The sequence below is a fragment of the Riemerella anatipestifer genome (assembly GCF_009670965.2).
GTDB lineage: Bacteria > Bacteroidota > Bacteroidia > Flavobacteriales > Weeksellaceae > Riemerella > Riemerella anatipestifer_B.
Window position 1 is genome coordinate 32,922 of the sequence record NZ_CP073239.1, and the last position, 21,113, is coordinate 54,034.

The window sequence follows — 21,113 nt, forward strand, 5'->3', positions numbered from 1 at the left end:
TTTTTTGCTAAATCTATGTTTTAACTTTTATGAATTGAAGTTACCTTTAGAAAGATACACTACTTTTTTGGTATCAAAAAATTCTTCTTCAAAGTAGTTTTTAAGATTGAATATCTCGCATTTAAGTCCTGCTAATTCCTCCGCCAAATCGCCGCCTTTTAGATAAAGTACGCCATTATGTTTAGGATTAAATTGTTCTTTTTCAAATTTTCCTTTTAGCCATCGCAAAAACACAGGCATCTGCGTAACCGCTCTGCTGACTACAAAATGGTATTTATCCTTAAGTTTTTCGGCTCTTCCGTGTATGGCTGTTAAATTCTTCAGTTCTAATGCCTCTGATACCGCTTGTACTACTTTTATCTTCTTCCCAATAGAATCTATTAAGGTAAACTCTACCTCTGGGAACATTATTGCTAAAGGTATCCCTGGAAATCCACCGCCAGTACCAATATCCAGAACTTTTGTCCCTTCAGAAAAAGGCATTACCTTAGCGATACCCAAAGAATGCAATATATGCTTTTCATAAAGGCTATCCGTATCTTTCCTAGAAATTACATTTATTTTCTCGTTCCACTCTTTATAGAGAGGCTCTAGCAATGCAAACTGATGTTGCTGCTGCTCGGTAAGCTCTGGGAAATATTTTAGTATTAAATCTTTTTTCATCAAACCTTCTTTTCAAAGAATTCTAACCAATGTCCATCAATATCTTCAAAAGTGAGTAAATTGCCATAACTTTCTTTCTTAATACCTCCTATCATTTTTACACTTTTCTCACTCAAAATATTATATATGGAAAAAATATCATCAACTTCAAACATAATTCTCGTTTTTGTGGGTACAACCTTACCTTTTTCAATTGGTCTCCTTAACAAAGCAAAACTGCCTCCATTGAATTCAAATTCAGCCCAATCTCCCTCTATCAATTTTAGGTTAAAACCTATTTCTTGATAAAATCTTATGGATAATTCTAAATTACTTACATAAATCCAACAAGCATATATTCCCTTTATCATCTACTCTGTTCTAGATATTTTTGCCATTCCCAAGTCGTTCTAAGAGCTTCTTCTAAAGAGGTTTCAGCTTTCCAACCGAGTTCTCTCTCTGCCTTATCAGCATTGGCATAAGCTATGGTAATATCGCCTTCTCTACGACTGCATATTTGATACGGTACTTCTACCCGATTGGCATTTTCAAAAGCTTTAACGACTTCTAAAACCGAAGAACCTTGCCCTGTTCCCAAATTATAAATATCCAAAACAGTCTCTTCTTTTGCATTGATGAGCTTTTTAAGTGCTGCCAAATGAGCCTTAGCTAAATCTACCACGTAAATATAATCTCTAATCGCAGTACCATCTGGCGTTGGATAATCGTCTCCCCAAATACTAAGTTTCTCTCTAATCCCTGCCGCTGTTTGTGTAACATAAGGCACCAAATTGTTAGGTACTCCCAACGGTAACTCTCCTATTTTGCCCGAAGGATGTGCCCCAATGGGATTAAAGTACCTCAACAAAGACACTTTTTTAGCGTGAGCTCTAGAAAAATCCTTTAAAATCTCCTCTCCCATCTGCTTGGTTTTACCATAGGAAGATTCTGGAGTTTTAAGTGGTGTATTTTCGTCTATCGGCATTTCGTCTGCCTGACCATAAACCGTACACGACGAAGAAAATATAAAGTTAGATATATTTCGTTCTTTAAATTCTTGTAATATATTGATTAAGGAAAATAGATTGTTCTCATAGTAATCTATCGGTTTCACTTGGCTTTCTCCCACCGCTTTAAAAGCAGCAAAGTTGATACAACCTTCTATATTATGAGCATCTAAAACTTGATTTAATAATTCTCTTCGTTTTAAATCAAAAGGATAGAAAATAGGTTTTTTGCCTGTAATTTCTTCAATGTTTTTAAGCACAAACCTCTCCGAATTAGACATATCATCTACAATCACAACATCAAAACCGTCATTCAGTAGTTCAACCACTGTGTGAGAGCCTATATAGCCTAAACCTCCCGTTACTAATATTGTCATAACTCTTTCTTATTTATTTACAAACTCTAAAACAGTTTCCGTAATATATTTTAACTGTTCGTCATCTAACTCGGTATGCATTGGTAATGAAATTACTTCGGATAACAAACGGTCTGTATTTATAAAATCGGCATCATTACTTTCTTGGTAGTAAGCCTTCTGCTTTCTAAGTGCCACAGGATAGTATATCATCGCAGGAATTTCTTTTTCTGCCAAATATTGCTGAAGTTCATTTCTTTTTCCATTAAGGATTCTAAGAGTGTATTGATGAAATACGTGCGTTGAATTTTCTGCTCTTTTTGGAGTTAAAATATGAGGACAATCTTTAAAAGCCTCATCGTAAAAATCCGCAGCTTTGCGTCTAGCTTCGTTATAGTTATCCAAATGTGGTAGTTTTTTTCTTAGAACCGCTGCCTGTATGCTATCTAGTCTTGAATTAACACCCACCTCATCGTGATAATAGCGTTCGTACATTCCGTGGTTTACAATTCCTCTTAGACGGTGAGCCAAAGCATCATCATTAGTAAAGATAGCACCTCCATCTCCGTAACACCCTAAATTTTTAGACGGGAAGAACGATGTCGTTCCTATGCTTCCCATTGTGCCAGATTTTTTAGTTGTTCCATCGGCAAAAGTGTATTCCGCACCTATGGCTTGTGCATTGTCTTCTACTACAAAAATATTGTGTTCCTTCGCTATCTTTAGAATCTCCTCCATATTAGCACATTGTCCAAATAAATGCACAGGAATTATCGCTTTAGTCTTTGGAGTAATGGCTTCCTTTAACTTCTCTGTATCTATAGTAAAGGTATCATAGTCCACATCTACCAAAACGGCTTTCAACTTTAATAAATGTATCACCTCAACCGTTGCAGCAAAGGTAAAGTCTGCAGTAATTACCTCATCTCCTTCTTTTAAACCTAAAGCCATTAAAGCTATTTGGAGTGCATCTGTACCGTTAGCACAAGGGATTACGTGCTTTACATCTAAATATTCTTCTAACTCGGATTGGAAAGATTTAACCTCCGAACCATTGATGAACTGTGCCGACTGCATTACATTAAGCACCGCATTATCCACTTCATTTTTAATTTTAAAATACTGGCTCTGCAAATCTACCATTTGTATCTTTCTCATAATATTGAGTTTTATGTATTAAATAGGTTGAGCGACTGCCGTTAAACAATCGCTCTTATCAATTTTTATTATTGTTTATATTTTAGGGAATTTATTTGGATTGGTTTCGTGAAACACCGCATAAACTTCCTCCACTATATCGTCCACAGATGGTTTACTAAAGTAATCTCCATCACTAGCATAAGCTGGTCTGTGGTTTTTAGCCGTAATGGTTACTGGGTCGCTATCCAAATATCTAAAGGCTTTTTGTTTTTCTAAAATTTGCTGAAGAATAAAGGCAGAAGTTCCTCCTTCCACATCCTCATCTATCACCACCAAACGATTGGTCTTCTGAACGCTTTTCGCAATTTCGTGCTCTAAGTCAAACGGAATTAACGACTGAACATCTATCACTTCCGCTGAAATGCCTAACTGCTCTAGTTCTTTAGCTGCCTCCATCACCACACGCCAAGTAGAACCATAAGTAACAAGGGTAACATCTGCCCCTTCTTTCGTTACCTCTATTTTACCCACAGGCACGGTAAACTCGCCTAGGTTGTCTGGCTGTTTTTCTTTTAAACGATAACCATTAAGACACTCCACAATTACCGCAGGTTCATCACTTTGTAACATTGTGTTGTAAAACCCAGCTGCTTTAGTTAAGTTTCTAGGAACTAATACCAAAATTCCTTTGGACAAGTTAAGTATCCCCGCCATAGGAGAGCCTGAATGCCAAATTCCTTCTAATCTATGCCCTCTGGTTCTTATAATTACTGGAGATTTTTGTCCCCCTTTAGTTCTGTATTGTACTGTTGCCAAATCATCACTCATACCTTGCAAACAGTAGAGAATGTAGTCTAAATATTGAATTTCTGCAATTGGACGAAGCCCTCTCATCGCCATACCAATCCCTTGACCTAAGATAGTGGCTTCTCTAATCCCTGTATCTGCCACTCTCGTTGCGCCATACTTCTCCTGCATTCCTTCTAGACCTTGGTTTACATCACCAATGTTCCCTGTGTCTTCTCCAAAAACTAAGGTTTGTGGATATTTTTCAAATATTTTATCAAAATTATTTCTTACCACTACCCTTCCGTCCACTTCTTCGGAATTATCACTATAAATTGGCTTTACTTCTTTTACATTAGTTGCCTTCCATTGAGATTGAGAGTAAAGATGAGATGAATAATGGTCTTGCTCCTGCAATAAAAGCTCTTGATAAGTCTTTTCTAAATCTTTTCTTTCCGCAGAATCTTGCCCTCTTGTAAGCCATAGTGCTTTTCTCATCAGATGGAACACTTCTCTCTTTCCAACTGATATGATTTTACCAAAATCTTGCAATAAAGACTCTACTTGAGTATTTTGAGCTTTAAGTTTTTCTACCGCCGATAGACCTTTATACTTAACAGATTTAATAGCGTTTTGGTAAGCTTCCCACGCTCTTTTTTGTCCTTCCTTAACTTCCTTTTTTGCTTCTTTATCTAAGGCATCTAATTCTTCTGCCGTAGCAAGAATTTCCGCTTGTCCGTCTATTTCTATGCTATAATTGAGTATCCATTCTCTAAACTGTTTAAGACCATCGTACTCTGCTTCCCAATTCAATCGCTCTTCTGATTTGTATCTTTCGTGAGAACCCGATGTGGAGTGCCCTTGTGGCTGCGTAACTTCTTTAACGTGAACTACCACTGGAATGCTTTGATTCCTTGCAAAATCTTCTGCTCTAGCGTAAGCGTCTAACAAAGCTGGATAATCCCACGCCTTTACGGTAATGATTTCGCAACCTTCAGCTTTACCTTCTTTTCTTTGGAAACCTGATAGCATTTCGGTAATATCTGCTTTGGCTCTTTGGTTGTGTGTAGGCACAGAAATACCGTAGCCATCGTCCCAAATACTTACAATCATAGGGACTTGCAAGGCACACGCAGCATTGAGGGTTTCCCAAAAATGACCTTCCGCAGTGGAGGCATCTCCTATCGTCCCAAAAGCTACTTCGTTGCCATTGCGAGAGAATTTTTCTGAACCTTCAAACTGGATTTCTTTATAAATTTTGGAGGCTTGTGCCAAACCTAAAAGTCTAGGCATCTGCCCCGCCGTAGGTGATATATCGGAAGAAATGTTTTTCTGTTCTGTTAAGTTTTTCCAACTGCCATCTTCGTTAAGGCTTCTAGTAGCGTAATGCCCGTTCATTTGTCTTCCTGCCGATGCGGGCTCTCTTTCTACACTTGTATCTGCATAAAGCTGTGCGAAAAAACTCTCTACACTTACGGCTTGTATTGCTAAGGCAAAAGTCTGGTCTCTGTAATATCCCGACCTAAAGTCGCCGTTTCTAAATACCCTTGCCATCGCCAACTGTGGCAACTCTTTACCATCACCAAAGATACCAAATTTTGCTTTTCCTGTAAGCACCTCTCTCCTACCTAGATAGGACATTTCTCGGGAAATTCTCCCTAGTTTATAATCGTTTAAAATACTATTTTTAAAATCCTCAAAAGACACTTTTTGAGACTCTATGTAAGTTGTACTCATAACTCGTTTTGAATTTTGACAAATATAATAATTCTAAATGAAATATTTTAGGGTACTCTACTTTATTCGTATTGAAAAAAATCATCTCCCTCCAATCGTAGATATTTGTTAAGAGAGAAAATGAGTTTGTTGCTATTAAAGGAGGCTATTGATAGGATAATTCTGTAAGGTTACAAGGCTTACTAAAGTATTTTTTTGAATTATTTTCAATTTTATGAATAAAAACTGTTCATTCTTCTATTCCTCAAAGCCGTTTTTTAATTCCTCATTAAAATAATGAGCTCCTCACAATCATTCTTCTATTCCTCACGGTCATTCTTCTATTCCTACAAGCCTTTATTGTATTCCTCACGGCGGTTTTTGTGTTCCTCATTACCATTTTTGTATTCCTACGAGCCTTTATTGTATTCCTCATCGGAAAGAATATTGTTCTTTCTGGGTTAATTTTATTTTGAGTTTTGCTTCAGAATATTTTTAATCTTTTCTATATGCCTTTCCCCATATATGACACAAATTTTAGTGCTAGATACCGAATCTATATCATCAACTACTATTCTGTTTCTGAAATCTTGGACAAAATCTTCAACGAAATACTTTCTTTGTTTTCTGCTTAATGTATTACAGGTGTAGATTTGAGCAATTTCGGTCTCCAAATCGCATTTATCCAACAAAATTTCACCGTATTTTTTTTCAAACTCTTTGACCAATATTTTTGAATTAGTATCTGATACAATATAAGTATTTTTTATCCCCAGTTTTTCGTAAGACGGCTGGTCAATAAGGTTAAGCTCTGGAGAATAGCTTATTTTTCCAAGAATCTTGTAATTCAAAGTATCAATATATTTAGATGAAACACCAACGCCCAATATTTTTCTCATTTTTTTATCATAAAAAACTATTGAATCCTCTTTAGAACCGTCTTTATTTAGTCCCTCCAATAGAAATAGATATTCTTCTTTCTTTAAAGAGTCTATTGCAGTTTTAATATTAAGATAGTAGCTCTTAGTCCCAATATGACGAATGCCTAAAAAGACCACTTTTTTACCTTTATAGTCTATCTCTTGTAAGTTTACCCTTTCATCTAGTACCCCTGCATTTCGTAGAAAAAAAGTACTAGAACAAGATATTAAACTAAATCCTGCAATAAATAAAATCATTATTTTTATACAAAAATGAGGCTCATAAAATGAACCTCTAAGCATCTTAATCATTCTATTTTAGTGTTTCGGATGATATCTACTAAACATTACAGCACCCCAAATTTAAAAACTTTATCTAAAACAGACCTCCTTTTTGACTTCATTTCTAAATATTTTACCAATTATTACTCTAACTAAGGTATCTTTGCACCTCAATAAAGATTTTTGCAAGTGATGAAATATGATGTAATATCCCACACCGATAAGAATGGGCTAGAATACCTATCGGTAACTAACGACGACAACCAAGTAAGAATATACACGCTAAAAAATGGTCTTAAAGTGTACCTCTCCAAAAATTCTGATGCTCCCAGAATACAAACTTATATCCCCGTAAGAACAGGAAGTAATAACGACCCCAAAGACAATACTGGTCTTGCCCACTATCTGGAGCATATGATGTTTAAAGGTACTTCTAAAATAGGTAGCCTTGACTGGGAAAAAGAACGACCTCTTTTACAGAAATTATCCGATTTGTTTGAGCAGCACAAAGCCACCCAAAACGAGGAAGAAAAAAAGCAAATTTACAAAGAGATAGACACTATTTCTCAAGAGGCAGCACAGTATGCTATCCCCAACGAATACGACAAAATTTTATCTTCTCTAGGGGCTTCTGGCACTAACGCCCACACTTGGCTAGACGAAACGGTGTATAAAAACAACATTCCGTCCAACGAGTTGGAAAAATGGTTTAAAGTAGAAAAAGAACGCTTTTCGGAGCTAGCTTTAAGGCTATTCCATACCGAGCTAGAGTCGGTTTATGAAGAGTTCAATAGAGCCCAAGATAACGATTTTAGATTGGTGCATTATGAAATTATGGACGCTCTTTTCCCTAATCACCCCAACGGGCAACAAACTACCCTCGGTAAAGCCGAACATCTAAAAAACCCGTCTATGGAAGCCTTACATAAGTATTTTAACGAATACTATGTTCCTAACAATTATGCCCTTATTTTGGTGGGAGATTTAGATTTTGAACCAACTATTGCTTTAGCTGAACGCTATTTTGGCACTTTTTATTTTAGAGAGTTGCCTCCAAAAACACCCATTATAGAGCAACCTATAAGCAACATTATTAAAAGAACTATTAAAAGTCCTTCTGCACCTAGACTTCAGATGGCGTGGCGTTCTCATAGCTATGGCACTCAAGAAGCTAGACTTACCGAGATATGCACTCAAATCCTTTCAAACAACGGCGAGGTAGGACTTATTGATTTAAACATCAATCAAAAACAAACCGCCTTAAGAGCATCGGCGTTTCATTCTCCATTTAAGTCTTACGGATTTTTATCTATCGTCATCGTTCCAAAAGAAAATCAAACTTTGGACGAAGCGAAGGATTTAATTCTATCTCAAATAGAAGCCTTGAAAAAAGGAGATTTCCCTGATTGGCTTATCCCTGCCATCATCAACGATATTAAAAAAGGAAGATTAAAACAACTAGAAACTGCCGATGGACTCGCCACACTCCTTTACGAAACCTTCATTAAAGAAAGAGAATGGAACGAAGAACTAAACGAACTCAATCTATACGAAACCATTACTAAAAAAGAAGTCATTAGTTTTGCCAACGAGTTTTTTGGCGAAAATTATGTGGTAGTTTATAAAGAAAGAGGCGAAAATGATAAACTCATACGCGTAGAAAACCCTAAAATAACGCCTATTAAAATCAATAAGGAAGCTCAATCTGAATTTTTAACGCAACTCCTCGCAGAGAAAACTCACGATATAGCTCCTATTTTTGCCGATTATTCTAAAGAAATATTAGAGGATAACCTCAATGGGATTAAACTAAGCTCCATTAAAAACACCCAAAACAACCTCGCTCAAATGAATTTTATTTTCCCTATGGGAACGGATAATGATAAAGAGCTAGGTTTGGTACTAGAAGTGTTGGAATATATGGGAACCGACCGCTATTCTCCCGAAGAAATAAAACAAGAGTTTTACAAAATAGGGGTTAATTACAGCTTCCAAGTTGGTACAGATAACATTAGCATTATGTTGGGCGGCTTGGAGGAAAATCTTGCTAAAGGAGTTGCACTAATGGTACATTGGCTAAGGAATATACAGCCTGATAACTCTATTTATCAAACTATGGTAGCCACCATCTTAGACGCTCGTGAAATAAGTAAAAAGGACAAAAACCAAATTACGAGAGCCTTAGTAAATTATGCTAAATATGGAGAAAACTCTCGTTTCCGAGATGTTATCACCAAAGAAAGGTTACAAACGGCTAAAGCGGAAGATTTTACACAAAGAACCCAAATATTGTTGGATTACCCTTATGAACTATTCTTCTATGGGCAAGATATTGAAGCGTTTAAATCAGCATTATTAGATATAGGTCTTACCAAAGGAAACCTTACGCCTCCAACTCCTAAAAACTACCCAGAGCCACTCACTAACCAAAACAAAGTCTATCTAGTAGATTATGATATGGTACAGGTGGAAATAATGAAGGTAGGACGAGGCGAAGAAATCAATCCTAAAAACTTTGGACGAATAAGCGTCTTTAATGAATATTTTGGGCGAGGTTTATCTTCTATTGTATTTCAGGAAATACGAGAATCTAAATCGTTGGCATATTCAGCTTATGTGTCTTACACCTACCCTAGCCAACTCAAAAAGTATGATTATGTAACGTCTTACCTTGGCACTCAAGCAGACAAAATGGAAATCGCTCTAAACTCTATAAACGAACTGATGAGCGAACTTCCACAAGTCAAGTCTCAATTCAATAATGCTAAAAGTTCTGCTCTGAAGCAAATTGCCTCACAAAGACTTACGAAGCAGAATTTATATTTCAATTATCTTGCGATGCAAAAATGGGGATATAGCTACGACATTAGAAAGGATATTTATGATGAGATAAACTCGCTTAGTTTAGACGATTTAACTGATTTTTATAATCAAAACATAAAACCGATACCGTACCACACCGCCATTATAGGACAAGCCAAAAGCCTTGACTTAAATTATCTAAAAAGTTTAGGAGCAGTACGGGAGTTAAGTATAGAAGATTTATTCGGTTATTAAAAACAAGAAAAAAGTCAGACAAGTTGTCTGACTTTTTCTATTTTGAAAGAAATTATACTCTTATTTTATAATTTTCATTTCGTCTAAAAGCCATTTGGCATTAGCGAATTTATCAACGATAAATAGGATATACTTAGTATCCACCATGATATTTCTACTGAATTTAGGGTCGTAATTGATGTCGCTCATCGTACCTTCCCATTGGCGGTCAAAATTAAGTCCTATCAAATTACCATAAGCGTCTAATGCTGGGCTTCCAGAGTTACCTCCTGTAGTATGATTAGTTGCTGTAAAATTAACTGGAACCTCTCCTGTTTCATCTTTGTAAATGCCATAATCTTTGTTTTGATAAAGATTGATAAGACGAGCAGGAACATCAAATTCATAATCTCCTGGGATATATTTCTCCATAATTCCAGAGGTATGAGTTTTATAACCATAATATACGGCATCTCTAGGGTTAGAACCTTGCACCGTTCCGTAAGTTACCCTAAGTGTAGAATTGGCATCTGGGAAGAATTTTCTATCCTTATCCGTTGCCATTTGCTGCGCCATAAAGGTTTTAAGCTGAGCATCTATTTGTGTTTGATATTCATTAAACTTAGTCTGAGTTCCCTGTACATAAGTTGTTTGCAACATAGCTAACACTCCTAAAAGGGGGTCAGAATTAAGCTCTTTTACTAAAGCTTCTTTATTTTGGAATACCTTGTCTAAGTCAGAAGTTACATAAGCTCCATTAAGTGCTTTTCTTCCTGTAATTACCGAGTTTTTACTCCATTCTTCTATAACTTTAAGATTGGCTTCTTCATTTTTAAATTCTTCAAACCCTTTAGGAAGAAATTCCGCAGGTGTTTTATTAGTATACAAAGCCAGTAATTTAGCTGTTACTTTAGCATCTAGTGTACCATCGTAATCTTTATAAAAAGATTTTAAATTCTCAAAAAACTTAGGCTCCATATTCTTGCCTTTTTCTACATTGAACAGATAATCTAGATAGCGGTTAGCTAGATTAAGTGTTTCTGCATTCCTTAAAAGTTCGTTATAATACGCTCTATTCAATGCATAGGCAGATTGCTCTGTATAAAGTCTATTAAGCTCATCTATAGTTTTCTTTATTTCAGGGTTCTTTTTGATGAGTTCTGCTTCATACACTCGTTTTTTATCTACCGCTTTAGACTTTTTAAGCCCTTCCACTTCGCCTATCCATTTTTTCCAATAGTTGGCTACCGAGGCATATTTAGAAGCATACTTAATCCTTGTTGCATCATCTACACGCATTTTTTCATCCAAAGTTTTAAGAGCGACCTCTCTCATAGAAATCATTGCAGGGTCTATCTCTTTCATGATTTTTTCCACAGCGATAGATGGTAGGTACTCCTGTGTTCTCCCTGGAAAACCGAATACAAAAGTAAAATCGTTTTCTTTTTTATCCTTGATAGAAATTGGTAAAAAATGCTTTGGTTTGTACGGAATGTTATCTTTAGAATATTCTGCAGGCTTGTTATTCTTGTCTGCATAAACACGGAACATCGAGAAATCTCCCGTATGTCTAGGCCAAACCCAATTATCTGTATCACTACCAAACTTGCCAATAGAAGACGGTGGAGCCCCTACCAAACGAACGTCTTTGAAAGTTTCTATAACATAAGCATAATATTGGTTACCGTAATACACAGGCTTCACCACAATATGCTGATAAGGCTCTAGTTTAAACGACTTTTTTAAAGCCTCTATATTGTCCTTAATATTTTGTTCAGAAAGATTTGGGTTTCCTTTTAAAACTTCGTTGGTTACATTTTTAATATCCACAATAAAGTCTACAGTTACCCCAGGATTAGGCAACTCTTCGCCCATATTTTTAGCCCAAAAACCATCTTTTAGGTAATCTTTTTCTACGCTAGAGTGAGATTGTATCTGCCCATAACCACAGTGATGATTGGTAAGAATAAGCCCTTTAGGAGAAATAACTTCCGCAGTACACCCTCCGTTGAACTGTACCACTGCATCTTTAATACTAGGCTTTTCTGGATTAAATATATCTTTTGCAGATATTTTCATTCCCAGCTCTTTCATTTCTTTTTCATTGAGTTCCGTAGGCATCCACATTCCTCCGTATTGCTGTGCAAAAGCCATTACAGCAGGTAGCACTACGGCAGATAATATTAGAGGTTTCTTTATCATTTTAATCATTATTAAAAATTTTTGCCCTAAAAATAAGAAAAATGAAAAAACCAACCTAATTTATAAAATGACAGCTCTTACTTTAAATGTCTTTTATAAAGTCTTCGTACTCATAAAATACGGTTTCAAATGCCGTCATTTTTTCTACAAAAAACTCAAATATTTTTTGCCAACTTTCTTTATTGAAAACACTTACACCATAACACTCTACCCACACTCGGCTAATTTCTTTACCATTATCTAAGCATAGTGTTTCTTCAAAAAAAGCCTCCTCACCAAGGGCTTCATCTAAAATAGATTGTAAAGATTGTATTTTCTCAAAGTAAGCATTTCTGAAAAGTTCCTCCTTCATTTCTATATCTAAGCACACCATTGCCTTTTTGTTATCGGCAAAAAACTTAAATGAAAAATCTTTAATTTTAGTATTATAAAGAAGCCATTTTCTAGGAAAAGACTTCCCAAAGGCAATCCAGAATTCTTTTTTCAGTTGTGCTGCTTCTTGCTTGCTAAACATATTGCATTTTATTTTATTGGCACTAAATCTAGGACAATCGATTTTGTTATAAATAAAAAACCGCCCTAAAAAAGGCGGTTGGTGAACGCGAAGGGAGTCGAACCCCTAACCTTCAGAGCCGTAATCTGATGCTCTATCCAATTGAGCTACGCGTCCGTTTTGAGTTTGCAAATATAGAAAATTTTTTATTATTTTTGAAAATGAAAACACATTTTTTTATTCTCATAAGCAGTTTAGCCCTTCTATCTTGTAAAAAAGAGGCTAATAATTTTTCAAAAGAACAAGTTATCATTTCAAAAAACACTTATTATCAAGAAGATAATAATAAAGTAATTATCAATACAAAAAATCTTTCCTCCGAAATATCCACAGCCAAATTACCATTAAAAAAAGTAGTTTTATTAAGTTCTTCTATGCTAGGCTATATGCTAGAACTAGGTTTAGAAAAGCATATCATTGGTATCTCTAGCGAAGAATATATCTATTCCGAAAAGGTAAAAGCACTTATCCAATCTAAAAAAATACACACCGTAGGCAGCGAGCAAAAATACGACCTAGAAAAAATCATCAGTTTAAAACCTGATGCTATAATCACTAATCATATCCCTAATTTTGAAAACACCTATGACTTACTTCGAAAAAACAACATAGAAATCATCTTCCTAAACGAATATCTAGAAAACGAACCACTAGAAAAAACGGCTTATCTAAAAATTTTTGGAAAACTATTCGGTATTGAAAAACAAGCTTCTGAACGCTATTTAAACATCAAACAAAACTATGATAATTTAAAACTTCAAGCACAGAAAACACCGCATAAACCTCAAGTCCTTTGTAATGAAATCTATGGCAACCAATGGTTCTTACCAGGAAATAAAACCTTTGCTGCCAAATACTTTAACGATGCGGGAGGTAATTATATATTCAACGATTTGGATAAAGACCAATCTGTACCTTTAAGTTTTGAGGAAGTTTATGCTAAATCAAAACAAGCTGAATATTGGGTCAATCTTTCCAACTATCAATACAAAAGGGAATTATTAGCGATGAATCCGTCTTATTCCAAAATGGATATCTTCAAAAAAGGAAAACTTTATAACATCGCCAAAAGACAAAAAGGCAAAGCCAACGACTACTTTGAAAGTGGTGTTGTAAGAGCCGATTTAGTTTTAAAAGACTATATTAAAATCTTCCACCCTGCTTTACTTCCTAAAGACACTCTTACTTATATGAATGCTTTAAAGTAAAGCACAAACATATAACTCTCTAATAAATAAAACAATTCAATTTTTAAAAATTTCCTTATTTTTGTGAAAGTAAAAAAGTAAAGATGAATACCTACAAAAACCCTTTAGAAGAACGCTATTCTAGCGAAGAGATGCTTTTTAATTTCTCTCACGACAACAAATTTCAAAATTGGAGAAAACTATGGATTGCTCTAGCCGAAATAGAAAAAGATTTAGGTCTAGACATTTCCGAAGAGCAAATCAACCAAATGAAAGACAAGGCTAAAGATATAGATTATACCAAAGCCGCCGAATACGAAAAGCGCTTCCGCCACGATGTAATGGCTCACGTGCACACCTACGGAGATGTAGCACCACTAGCCAAGCCCATTATCCACTTAGGAGCTACTTCGGCTTTTGTGGGCGACAATACGGATTTAATCCAAATGCGAGACGGACTCCTTATCCTTAAAAAAAAGCTAGTTAATGTAATTAAAGGCTTGTCCGACTTCGCCTTAAAGTACAAAGATTTACCAACTTTAGGCTTCACTCACTTCCAACCCGCACAGCTAACTACCGTGGGCAAAAGAGCCACCCTTTGGTTACAATCTTTAATCCTAGATTTTGAAGAACTAGAGTTCTTCTTAGACACACTTCGTTTCAGAGGAGTAAAGGGTACGACAGGAACTGCGGCTAGCTTCCTAGAACTTTTCAACGGAGATTACGAAAAAGTAAAAACACTTGACAAAGAGCTATCCAAAAGATTCGGGTTTGATAAAGTTTTTGGCGTTTCTGGACAAACCTACGACAGAAAAATAGACGCTAAAGTAGTGGCTTTATTATCCAACATCGCCCAATCGGCTCACAAATTTACTAACGATTTAAGACTGTTACAAAATCTAAAAGAGATTGAAGAACCTTTTGAGAAAGACCAAATCGGTTCATCGGCAATGGCATATAAGAGAAACCCAATGCGTTCGGAGCGAATAGGGGCTTTGGCTAAATATGTAATGTCGCTATCTTCTAGTTCTGCAATGGTGGCTGCAACGCAATGGTTTGAAAGAACCCTAGACGACTCGGCTAACAAAAGACTAAGCATTCCACAAGCCTTCCTTGCGGTAGATGCCATTTTGTTGATTTGGAACAACATTATGAACGGACTGGTAGTTTACGAAAACAGAATCAACAAGCATATTATGGAGGAGCTTCCTTTTATGGCTACCGAGTACATTATTATGGAAGAAGTAAAGGCTGGAGGCGACAGACAGGAAATCCACGAAATCATCAGAGTTCACTCTATGGAAGCGAGCAAAAAGGTGAAAATGGAAGGTAAGGACAACGATTTGATAGAAAGAATAATGAACGATAATAGCTTAAAGCTAGACAAATCAAAACTTGCAGAAGTTTTAGACCCTAAAAACTTTATTGGATTTGCACCTATACAAACCGAAGAATTTATCAAAAATGAAGTTCAGCCAATATTAGATAAATATTCGGATATGGTGGGATTAAAGGCAGAACTGAAAGTCTAAAATAGTATCCGTAGAAGTTTAGTTTACATAAGGTCTAAAAGTGAGGCTTAGTGTAAAGCCTAAATTCTAAATAAATCCTCCCTCACTAAACAAAAAAAATACTACCCTATCCCAAGAGTAGTATTTTTTTATTATTGATGCACCAACGCTCTGCAAACCCTACAACCTCAACATTACTCCCTTTAGGGTCTGTTTTTGAACCCACAACCTCTAATTTTAACCCTGCAACCTCAACATTACTCCCTTTAGGGTCTGTTTTTGAACCTATAACCTCTAATTTTAACCCTACAACCTCAATATTACTCCCTTTAGGGTCTATTTTTGAACCTATAACCTCTAATTTTAACCCTACAACCTCAATATTACTCCCTTTAGGGTCTGTTTTTGAACCTATAACCTCTAATTTTAACCCTGCAACCTCAACATTACTCCCTTTAAGGTCTATTTTTGAACCTATAATCTCTAATTTTAACCCTGCAACCTCAATATTACTCCCTCTAGGGTCTATTTTTGAACCTATAATCTCTAAATTTTAACCCTACAACCTCAACATTACTCCCTCTAGGGTCTGTTTTTGAACCCACAACCTATAGAAACAGCTTGTCTTGTTGCTCAAAACCAATATTGGTACTCACTCTATATCCGCCATACACTTGGGTATCTGGTGGTAAGGCAAGTCGTTTGGTTTTAATGCTTTCAGCAGATTGTTTGTAATTGCCTTTTTTAATAAAACAGGTCAATAATACAATGCTTTGCGATATTCATTACAATGCGACACTCAACAGAGCTGCATTTTTATGTTTTAGACACATTTAGCAATCGCCCTTATTATCGAATATCACAATAAAATTTTATCTTTGCAAAAAATAATTGAGAATGGCAGAGAGAAAGTTAATTACCGCAGCATTACCTTATGCTAATGGTCCCGTACATATAGGACACCTTGCTGGCGTATACATACCGGCAGATGTTTACGCTAGATTCCAAAGAAGAACAGGCAAGGAGGTTGCCTTTATATGTGGGTCTGATGAACACGGCATTCCCATTACTATTAGAGCTAAAAAAGAAGGTGTAACACCTCAAGATATTGTAGATAAATACCACTTAATCATAAAGAAATCTTTTGAAGATTTAGGAATTTCTTTTGACGAATATTCCAGAACTACCAGTGCAAAGCACTACGAAACCGCCTCTGAATTTTTCCTTAAAATGTACGAGAACGGAAAGTTTACCGAGGAGGTTTCCGAACAGTTTTATGATGAACAAGCAGGAGAGTTCCTAGCCGATAGATACATCGTGGGGACTTGCCCAAAATGTAGTAATGACAATGCCTATGGCGACCAATGCGAAAAATGTGGCTCTACCCTTTCTCCTACGGAACTTCTCAATCCTAAATCTATGCTTAGTGGGAATAGCCCTGTGCTAAAACCTACTAAAAACTGGTATCTTCCGCTAAACGATTACGAAGGATTTTTGAACCAATGGATTATTGAAGGACACCAGCACGACTGGAAGCCTAATGTGTACGGGCAAGTAAAATCTTGGCTTAACGAAGGCTTAAAACCTCGTGCAATGACTAGAGACCTCAATTGGGGTGTGCCTGTACCATTGCCAGATGCGGAGGGCAAAGTGCTTTATGTTTGGTTTGATGCTCCTATCGGATACATTTCGTTCACAAAAGAATGGGCAGAAAAAAACAATAAAGATTGGAAAGACTATTGGCAGTCAGAAAATTCAGATTTAGTACATTTCATTGGGAAAGATAATATAGTCTTCCATTGTATTATTTTCCCTTCTATGATGAAGGCTCACGGCGATTACATTATGCCAAACAATGTCCCTGCATTTGAGTTTCTTAATCTAGAAAATGATAAAATTTCTACCTCTAGAAACTGGGCAGTGTGGGCTCACGAATATGTGGCAGACTTCCCTGGACAACAAGATGTGCTTCGCTATGCATTATTGTCGTCTGCTCCCGAAACTAAAGATAATAACTTTACTTGGAAGGAATTTCAAACCAAAAACAACTCGGAATTGGTGGGTATTTTAGGAAACTTTATCAACCGAGTAGCCGTGCTTACCCACAAATATTACAACGGACGAGTGCCTAAAGGCAACACCAATGCAACAGAACTAGAGGAAATAAACAAAGCTGCAACAGAAATAAAAGACTATCTAGAGAAATTTGAGTTTAGAAACGCCCTGTCTGCACTTATGAATTTAGCACGTTTTGGAAACCAATATCTACAAACCGAAGAGCCTTGGAAAACCATCAAAACTGATGAAGCCAAAACAGCCAACACCCTGTTTATAGGAACTCAAATTGCAATAGCTTTAGCCCAACTGTCAGAGCCTTTTATGCCGTTCAGTTCGGAGAAGTTGCTTAATATGTTTAATACCAAACTTTGCAACTGGTCTGAATTGGAGAACCAAAAAGTGCTTTTAGCAGAAGGACACCAAATTAACGAGCCAAGTTTACTATTCTCTAAAATAGAAGACGAAACCATAGAAGCTCAAATCCAAAAATTAGAGCAAACCAAAATCAATAATAAAAAAACAAACCCTAACGCCAAGCCAATGAAAGACGAGATTACTTTTGACGATTTCACCAAAATAGACTTAAGAACCGCTACCATACTAGAAGCCGAAAAAGTAGAAAAAGCGGATAAACTCCTCAAATTTAAGGTAGATACTGGGGTGGATATAAGAACTGTAGTTTCTGGTATCGCAGAGAGCTTTACACCTGAAGAATGTGTAGGCAAACAAGTGATGATTTTATTAAATCTAGCACCTAGAAAAATAAGAGGTATCGAAAGCCAAGGTATGCTACTGCTTACCACGAAGCCTGATGGCAAACTTTCTTTTGTTACGCCAGATGAGCCCGTAGATAACGGAGTAGAGATAGGATAAAATAAAAAGCGGTTTCAAAAATTTTTGAAATCGCTTTTTTTATACGGAATGTTACCTCAACAAAATATTTCTCTAAGCAAAAAATTAAGACAACTCTAATAAAATATTTTTCAACCTCAACAAAATTATTTATATTTGGAGGAACGATAATAACACTACTATGAATACAGAAAACCTAAAAATGATAGCTGAAACAGCTCGTGAGTTTGCAGAAAAAAATATCCGCCCATACATTATGGAATGGGACGAAAGCCAAACCTTCCCTGTGGAACTCTTCCGCCAATTAGGAGAAATGGGCTTTATGGGTATTGTAATTCCCGAAGAATACGGAGGCTCTGGATTATCTTACCATGAGTATGTGGCTATTTTAGATGAAATTTCTCAAGTAGATCCATCTATAGGACTTTCTGTAGCAGCACACAACTCTTTATGTACTAATCATATCTACGAGTTTGGTAACGAAGAACAAAGAAAAAAATGGCTCCCGAAACTCGCTTCTGGTCAAGTTATTGGAGCTTGGGGACTTACTGAACACAATACAGGTTCTGATGCGGGAGGTATGAATACCACTGCAGTAAAAGACGGCGATGAGTGGGTTATCAATGGAGCTAAAAACTTCATCACTCACGCTATTTCTGGAGATATTGCCGTGGTTATGACAAGAACAGGAGAAAAAAACACCTCTAATAATGCTACTGCTTTTGTTTTAGAGAAAGGTATGCCTGGGTTTAGTTCTGGGAAGAAAGAAAACAAACTAGGTATGAGGGCTTCTGAAACGGCAGAACTTATCTTTGATAATGTTCGTGTTCCAGACTCGCATCGTTTAGGGCAAGTAGGCGAAGGGTTCAAACAAGCTCTTAAAATATTAGATGGCGGGAGAATCTCCATCGCTGCTTTAAGTTTGGGTATCGCTAAAGGAGCTTACAAAGCTGCTCTAAAGTACGCCAAAGAAAGACATCAATTCGGACAGGCAATCGCCAACTTCCAAGCCATCAATTTTATGCTCGCTGATATGGCAACAGAGATAGATGCAGCCGAACTTCTTATACAAAGAGCCGCTACCCTAAAGAATGCTAAACAAAAAATGACGCGTGAGGGTGCTATGGCAAAACTCTACGCTTCGGAAGCGTGTGTAAGGATATCCAACAATGCATTGCAAATATTTGGAGGTTATGGCTATACCAAAGATTTCCCTGCTGAAAAATATTACAGAGATTCTAAACTGTGTACCATTGGCGAGGGGACTTCCGAAATACAAAAGCTAGTTATCGGTAGAGATATTATTAAATAAAAGAGTATTCAAAAAAGTAACTCTAAAAGCTCTCACCCACACACGTGAGGGCTTTTTTTAACCCTTTTTATTACCTCTCTCTTCTGTTTATTCAAATATAGTTATCTTTGCCTGTTGGTTATTCTTTTAGACCTTAATTTTATCAAATTATGAACATTACTTTTGCAGATTTTGAACTTCCCGAAAAAATACTAGATATTTTAGCCGATTTGGAGCTATTTGAACCTACACCTATCCAACAGAAAAGCTTTAAACCAATACTTTCTGGTAGAGATATTATGGGGATAGCCCAAACAGGTACTGGTAAAACCCTAGCCTACCTATTACCTGTACTCAAAAATTGGAAATACAATAAATCTGGAAACCCTACTGTTTTAGTTTTAGTTCCCACTAGAGAACTTGTAGTTCAGGTAGCTGAAATTTTGGAGAAACTATGTGAAAAACTAAGTACAAGAATTATTGGCGTGTATGGTGGAAAAAACATCAACACCCAAAAGCTACTTTTTGATAATGGTTGTGATATTTTGGTAGGAACACCAGGACGAGTGATGGATTTAGCCATAGACAACGCTATTTCTTTAAAAGAAGTCCAAAAACTAATTATTGATGAGTTTGATGAGATGCTTAACTTAGGTTTTCGTCCTCAACTCACACACATCTTCGAAATGATGAGAGAAAAGCGACAAAACATTCTTTTCTCCGCAACAATGACTGATGCTGTTGATGAAATGCTAGATGAATATTTTGCCAATCCGATAGAAATTTCTTTAGCCAAATCAGGGACGCCACTGGAAAAAATACAGCAAATCGCTTTTAAGGTAACTAACTTTAATACTAAAATCAACTTCTTACAGCATCTTCTTGATAAAGATGAATCTATGTCTAAAGTGTTGATATTTTGTAACAATAAAAAACACGCCGACTATCTTTTCACTAAAATAGACGAAATCTACCCCGAAAGTTTTGATGTGATACACTCTAACAAGTCTCAAAACTATCGTCTAAGAGCGATGAAAAAATTTGAACAAGAAGAAGTCAGAGGGCTCATCACCACCGATGTAATGGCTAGAGGGCTAGATATATCAGACATCAGCCACGTGATTAATTTTGAAATCCCAGACATTCCAGAGCAATACATTCACCGTATTGGGCGTACAGGTAGGGCGGATAAAGACGGTATTGCACTTTCTTTCATCACAGAAAAAGAAGAAGCCTTATTTCTTGACATTGAAATCTTGATGAAAAAAGAAGTGGAAGTTCAGCCTATGCCAGAGGAAGTTAAAATCAATCCACAGAAAATAGCTTCGGAAAAAGAGGAAGTCAAAATGAAAAATCCTGTGGTGATAAAGCTTAATGAAGGAGGCGGTGCTTTCCACGAAAAGAAAGCCAAAAACAAGAAAGAAAATTGGGGCGGACCTAGTAAAAGAAAACCACCTAAAAAAATTGGAGCTAATAGAGCTCAACAAAAGGCAAAAACCAAAGCTAGAAAAAAGAAATAATATAAAAACTCCCTTGAGAATAGTGTTCTCAAGGGAGCTTCATAAATATACTAA

The 21,113-nt window shown here is 36.4% G+C and carries 15 protein-coding genes and 1 tRNA gene; 6 read left to right on the forward strand and 10 right to left on the reverse strand.

Annotated features, from left to right (window positions below; genetic code table 11):
- Window positions 1-27 precede the first annotated feature (27 nt).
- From rsmG to D1J36_RS00185, 6 genes are all read right to left on the reverse strand, one after another.
- Entirely contained in the window at window positions 28-663 is a 636-nt protein-coding gene (gene rsmG / locus D1J36_RS00160) for a 16S rRNA (guanine(527)-N(7))-methyltransferase RsmG (RefSeq protein ID WP_052910802.1), read from the reverse strand.
- A complete protein-coding gene (locus tag D1J36_RS00165; RefSeq protein ID WP_004919835.1) occupies window positions 663-1,013 on the reverse strand; it encodes a VOC family protein in 351 nt (116 codons plus the stop codon). Before D1J36_RS00165 ends, rsmG begins: the two co-directional genes overlap by 1 nt.
- Window positions 1,010-2,026, reverse strand: a complete 1,017-nt coding sequence (galE, locus tag D1J36_RS00170; protein WP_154136966.1) for a UDP-glucose 4-epimerase GalE — start codon at window positions 2,024-2,026, stop codon at window positions 1,010-1,012. The genes D1J36_RS00165 and galE overlap by 4 nt, the downstream gene beginning before the upstream one ends.
- 9 nt (window positions 2,027-2,035) lie before the next feature.
- Window positions 2,036-3,163, reverse strand: a complete 1,128-nt coding sequence (locus D1J36_RS00175) for a DegT/DnrJ/EryC1/StrS family aminotransferase (RefSeq protein ID WP_154136967.1) — start codon at window positions 3,161-3,163, stop codon at window positions 2,036-2,038.
- A gap of 75 nt (window positions 3,164-3,238) precedes the next feature.
- Window positions 3,239-5,668, reverse strand: coding sequence for an alpha-ketoacid dehydrogenase subunit alpha/beta (locus D1J36_RS00180; protein ID WP_154136968.1), 2,430 nt, complete (start codon window positions 5,666-5,668; stop codon window positions 3,239-3,241).
- A gap of 446 nt (window positions 5,669-6,114) precedes the next feature.
- Window positions 6,115-6,825 carry a hypothetical protein gene (locus tag D1J36_RS00185; protein WP_225908241.1) on the reverse strand — a complete coding sequence of 237 codons (711 nt, stop codon included), beginning with the start codon at window positions 6,823-6,825 and terminating at the stop codon, window positions 6,115-6,117.
- A gap of 216 nt (window positions 6,826-7,041) precedes the next feature.
- Between D1J36_RS00185 and D1J36_RS00190 the strand changes: the two genes are divergently transcribed.
- Window positions 7,042-9,906: a M16 family metallopeptidase gene (locus D1J36_RS00190; protein WP_154136969.1), complete on the forward strand. Its 2,865-nt coding sequence runs from the start codon at window positions 7,042-7,044 to the stop codon at window positions 9,904-9,906.
- 60 nt (window positions 9,907-9,966) lie between these two features.
- Here D1J36_RS00190 and D1J36_RS00195 read toward each other — a convergent pair whose 3' ends face one another.
- The 3 genes from D1J36_RS00195 to D1J36_RS00205 all read right to left on the reverse strand — a co-directional run bounded on the left by D1J36_RS00195 (window position 9,967) and on the right by D1J36_RS00205 (window position 12,757).
- Complete coding sequence (locus D1J36_RS00195; RefSeq protein WP_353954705.1) at window positions 9,967-12,087, reverse strand: S46 family peptidase; 2,121 nt, start codon at window positions 12,085-12,087, stop codon at window positions 9,967-9,969.
- Window positions 12,088-12,169: 82 nt separating this feature from the next.
- On the reverse strand, window positions 12,170-12,601 hold the full coding sequence (locus tag D1J36_RS00200; protein WP_154136971.1) for a DUF4268 domain-containing protein: 432 nt from the start codon (window positions 12,599-12,601) through the stop codon (window positions 12,170-12,172).
- Window positions 12,602-12,680: 79 nt separating this feature from the next.
- Window positions 12,681-12,757 (reverse strand) — tRNA-Arg (locus D1J36_RS00205).
- Between the two features lie 44 nt (window positions 12,758-12,801).
- On the opposite strand from D1J36_RS00205, the gene D1J36_RS00210 reads away from it, so the two are divergent.
- Together D1J36_RS00210 and purB are read left to right on the forward strand one after the other, a co-directional pair.
- Window positions 12,802-13,848 (forward strand): ABC transporter substrate-binding protein, encoded by a 1,047-nt coding sequence (locus D1J36_RS00210; protein ID WP_185147728.1) that lies wholly within the window; start codon window positions 12,802-12,804, stop codon window positions 13,846-13,848.
- A gap of 83 nt (window positions 13,849-13,931) precedes the next feature.
- Window positions 13,932-15,359: an adenylosuccinate lyase gene (purB, locus tag D1J36_RS00215; RefSeq protein WP_004919857.1), complete on the forward strand. Its 1,428-nt coding sequence runs from the start codon at window positions 13,932-13,934 to the stop codon at window positions 15,357-15,359.
- A 587-nt stretch (window positions 15,360-15,946) separates the two neighbouring features.
- Here the strand turns inward: purB and D1J36_RS00220 are convergent.
- Window positions 15,947-16,099, reverse strand: a complete 153-nt coding sequence (locus D1J36_RS00220) for a hypothetical protein (RefSeq protein WP_185147729.1) — start codon at window positions 16,097-16,099, stop codon at window positions 15,947-15,949.
- A 136-nt stretch (window positions 16,100-16,235) separates the two neighbouring features.
- Here D1J36_RS00220 and metG point away from each other — a divergent pair, with 136 nt between their 5' ends.
- The 3 genes from metG (at window position 16,236) to D1J36_RS00235 (ending at window position 21,059) form a co-directional block, all read left to right on the forward strand.
- Entirely contained in the window at window positions 16,236-18,269 is a 2,034-nt protein-coding gene (gene metG, locus D1J36_RS00225) for a methionine--tRNA ligase (protein ID WP_154136973.1), read from the forward strand.
- 160 nt (window positions 18,270-18,429) lie between these two features.
- Window positions 18,430-19,560 carry an acyl-CoA dehydrogenase family protein gene (locus D1J36_RS00230; protein WP_052910783.1) on the forward strand — a complete coding sequence of 377 codons (1,131 nt, stop codon included), beginning with the start codon at window positions 18,430-18,432 and terminating at the stop codon, window positions 19,558-19,560.
- 149 nt (window positions 19,561-19,709) lie between these two features.
- Window positions 19,710-21,059: a DEAD/DEAH box helicase gene (locus tag D1J36_RS00235; protein ID WP_064964675.1), complete on the forward strand. Its 1,350-nt coding sequence runs from the start codon at window positions 19,710-19,712 to the stop codon at window positions 21,057-21,059.
- The last annotated feature ends 54 nt before the right edge of the window (window positions 21,060-21,113 follow it).

Coding starts and splice junctions, on each gene's coding strand:
- D1J36_RS00185 (WP_225908241.1), bottom strand. CDS start 6,825: ATGATTTTATTTATTGCAGGATTTAGTTTAATATCTTGTTCTAGTACT.
- D1J36_RS00165 (WP_004919835.1), bottom strand. CDS start 1,013: ATGATAAAGGGAATATATGCTTGTTGGATTTATGTAAGTAATTTAGAA.
- D1J36_RS00230 (WP_052910783.1), top strand. CDS start 18,430: ATGAATACAGAAAACCTAAAAATGATAGCTGAAACAGCTCGTGAGTTT.
- D1J36_RS00175 (WP_154136967.1), bottom strand. CDS start 3,163: ATGAGAAAGATACAAATGGTAGATTTGCAGAGCCAGTATTTTAAAATT.
- metG (WP_154136973.1), top strand. CDS start 16,236: ATGGCAGAGAGAAAGTTAATTACCGCAGCATTACCTTATGCTAATGGT.
- D1J36_RS00210 (WP_185147728.1), top strand. CDS start 12,802: ATGAAAACACATTTTTTTATTCTCATAAGCAGTTTAGCCCTTCTATCT.
- D1J36_RS00190 (WP_154136969.1), top strand. CDS start 7,042: ATGAAATATGATGTAATATCCCACACCGATAAGAATGGGCTAGAATAC.
- purB (WP_004919857.1), top strand. CDS start 13,932: ATGAATACCTACAAAAACCCTTTAGAAGAACGCTATTCTAGCGAAGAG.
- D1J36_RS00180 (WP_154136968.1), bottom strand. CDS start 5,668: ATGAGTACAACTTACATAGAGTCTCAAAAAGTGTCTTTTGAGGATTTT.
- galE (WP_154136966.1), bottom strand. CDS start 2,026: ATGACAATATTAGTAACGGGAGGTTTAGGCTATATAGGCTCTCACACA.
- rsmG (WP_052910802.1), bottom strand. CDS start 663: ATGAAAAAAGATTTAATACTAAAATATTTCCCAGAGCTTACCGAGCAG.
- D1J36_RS00235 (WP_064964675.1), top strand. CDS start 19,710: ATGAACATTACTTTTGCAGATTTTGAACTTCCCGAAAAAATACTAGAT.
- D1J36_RS00195 (WP_353954705.1), bottom strand. CDS start 12,087: ATGATAAAGAAACCTCTAATATTATCTGCCGTAGTGCTACCTGCTGTA.
- D1J36_RS00200 (WP_154136971.1), bottom strand. CDS start 12,601: ATGTTTAGCAAGCAAGAAGCAGCACAACTGAAAAAAGAATTCTGGATT.